General features: G+C 38.2%; 5 protein-coding genes. 2 read left to right on the top strand and 3 right to left on the bottom strand.

The annotated features are described in order from the left end of the window. Positions 1–323 (top strand): hypothetical protein (locus IQ270_RS31635; RefSeq protein WP_228056827.1); only part of this gene is annotated, 323 nt, incomplete at its 5' end. Between the two features lie 44 nt (positions 324–367). On the opposite strand, the gene IQ270_RS29820 is transcribed toward IQ270_RS31635, so the two are convergent. The 3 genes from IQ270_RS29820 to IQ270_RS29810 are packed head-to-tail and all read right to left on the bottom strand — an operon-like array spanning position 368 to position 1,102. Beyond that, entirely contained in the window at positions 368–685 is a 318-nt protein-coding gene (locus IQ270_RS29820; protein WP_193976709.1) for a DUF5615 family PIN-like protein, read from the bottom strand. Further along, the gene (locus tag IQ270_RS29815; protein WP_193976708.1) at positions 669–914 is read right to left on the bottom strand and encodes a DUF433 domain-containing protein; all 246 of its coding nucleotides are present in this window, start codon (positions 912–914) and stop codon (positions 669–671) included. Before IQ270_RS29815 ends, IQ270_RS29820 begins: the two co-directional genes overlap by 17 nt. After that, positions 911–1,102: a hypothetical protein gene (locus tag IQ270_RS29810; protein ID WP_193976707.1), complete on the bottom strand. Its 192-nt coding sequence runs from the start codon at positions 1,100–1,102 to the stop codon at positions 911–913. Before IQ270_RS29810 ends, IQ270_RS29815 begins: the two co-directional genes overlap by 4 nt. Positions 1,103–1,307: 205 nt before the next feature. Here IQ270_RS29810 and IQ270_RS29805 point away from each other — a divergent pair. After that, positions 1,308–2,246 (top strand): RNA-directed DNA polymerase (locus IQ270_RS29805; protein ID WP_193976706.1); only part of this gene is annotated, 939 nt, incomplete at its 3' end.

Genomic DNA, 2,246 nt, shown 5'->3' with positions numbered 1-2,246 from the left:
CCTCGATCGGGGCGGGGTTGAGGCATTGTCGAGTCCATAGTCGAAACTTAAACGGGTGCGATCAAATTTCTGGCGATCTACTCAAACGTAGCGACTATCTTTTATCTGAGATATTGCACCATTCTCAAGAAGCTGTAGAGGCCCTTTCGCCAACAGCTTTAAAGCTTGCAGACGGGTTACATAAACCCGCCCGACCCACGAAAAATCCCCTTATTGACATTAGAATTCTTGCAAAAATAGTTAGGACGATGCTCAAAGCCATCCCACAAAAATCTTTTTTCTTGTGGGACGTTGCTCTGAGCAGCGTCCCAAAATTTGATTAAAAGGACTGAGGCAAGAGGTCTATTGCTGCAAGATTTGAGTTTTATCAGACTTCAATCACTTCGCCCGCAGCGATTCTAATCAGCGCACTACAAACGCTGGGTATGAGTGGAAGCAAATCGGGAAGACGATTGCTGGGCGCGACCATCACAATGACTGCAACTCCAGCCTGCTGCAAATTTTGCTGATAACGTAAATTCTGATCCGCCGTCAGCAAAATGGTGAAACTCTCCTGCATCATGAGTTTCAATAATTCACCATTTTTTTTACCTGCCCATCCCATTTCTACAACAGTTCGCACCTCATAGTCTGTGAGTTCACGTTTTAGAGGTCGCGGGACACACTCATCAAGCAGGATTCGCATAAGCAGTCAGCATTTCCTTTGCCAATTCGAGAACAGAAATCGCTTGCTCACGTTTGACGCTAGGGAAATGGTCTAGAAACTCATTGAGCGAATCACCAGCTTCGAGATAATCAAGCAGGGTCTTCATCGGGACGCGAGTACCCATAAAGACAGGAGTTCCCCCTAGAATGTCGGGGTCGCTATGGATGATAGGTAGTGTGGAGATCGTATAAAAATTTTGAGGAGTCATGAATCTGATTGCAAAGAAAAGGTTGTTACATGGAGAGCAGCGTCCTCAGTCCAGGTATCACTTGGCTCGACGACAACTAGATTTTGATTTGATAACTCGTTGAGGATCGGAGTTGCCAAGCGTAGCCGCTCCGTTGGTGACAAAGTGCGGACAACTTGAATATAGATTTCTTGATCGGTAGTCGGCATAATAAATCCTCCTGCCTTCAATTGTAACCTAAGCTGGTGTCTGAATCGGAATATCGATCGCCTTTATCTCATATCATTAGAAGAAGTGCGATCGGCAATCCTTCTGTTGAGACCCTGCGCCATTTGTTTCATCGGCAGTTCGGGATTTGCCGTGACCCATTGAATAAATTGCTCATCGGTAACATTAATTTTATCAAACTAACTAATGAATAAAGATTTTTGGCTTGAACAAATCAAGAAAAGAGAAGTTTTTGAAAGAGCGTATGTGTATGCTATTTCATACCAAATCAACGAAGATGACTACTGTAATTTTATTGAAATAACTTACTACAGACAAAATAAAGAAACATTATTTAGAGAAATTAAAATGTTTCTTGAAAACCCGAGCTTATATGAACCAGAAACAGCATTTTCATTCTATCTACCAAAATCAGATATGTTCTTCAGGAGAATGATATATACTCCATTCAAAGACTTAGTGATTAAATTTATTTTCGTATCTGTTTTAGCTGAAGCATTAGATTTTACGTTTATTAAAAATTGTTTTTCACATCGTTTTGATAGAAATCTTGAAAAGACGGAGAAATCCAAGGGATATTTATATAAATCTTACTACAACAAAGGATTTAAAGAATTTATAGCTTGGCAATTTGCCCAGGTAGAGAATAGCAATTGTATGCTAAAAACCGACATATCATCTTTTTATGATTCTATCTCTCATGAATATCTCCTCTCAGCAATTGGCCGAAAACTCAACATAAGTAATGAAAGTCATTTTATGATTCTCTTTAGTAAGACCTTAAAATTTACAACTTGCTACTATTCAATTGTGGATGAAAAATTATGTGAAACATATAATAGCCAAGGCATACCGATAGGAAATTCAGCAGAAGGCTTTATAGCTAATATATTCCTTAATGAAGTTGATGAAGCCTTATTTAATTTGGGTATAAACTTTGGCAGATATGTAGATGATTTTCGCTTTTTTACCAATAATAAAACTGAATCATTAAAAGCTTTAATAATCCTACAAGAATTTCTGCTAAAAAGAGGACTAAATCTAAATACTTCAAAAACTAAAATTATAGAAGCTCAAGAAAAGATTATTGAATTAATTAAACATTCAAATAAAAGCGGAGTTTAT

This window comes from Microcoleus sp. LEGE 07076 (assembly GCF_015207455.1).
Lineage (GTDB): Bacteria > Cyanobacteriota > Cyanobacteriia > Cyanobacteriales > Microcoleaceae > Microcoleus.
The sequence above is the reverse complement of the archived record's forward strand: the minus strand, read 5'-3'. Positions and strand labels throughout refer to the sequence as shown.

Bases quoted from the DNA above. Each gene is read 5' to 3' on its own strand.
- IQ270_RS29820 (WP_193976709.1), bottom strand. From the start codon at position 685: ATGCGAATCCTGCTTGATGAGTGTGTCCCGCGACCTCTAAAACGTGAA.
- IQ270_RS29810 (WP_193976707.1), bottom strand. From the start codon at position 1,102: ATGCCGACTACCGATCAAGAAATCTATATTCAAGTTGTCCGCACTTTG.
- IQ270_RS29815 (WP_193976708.1), bottom strand. From the start codon at position 914: ATGACTCCTCAAAATTTTTATACGATCTCCACACTACCTATCATCCAT.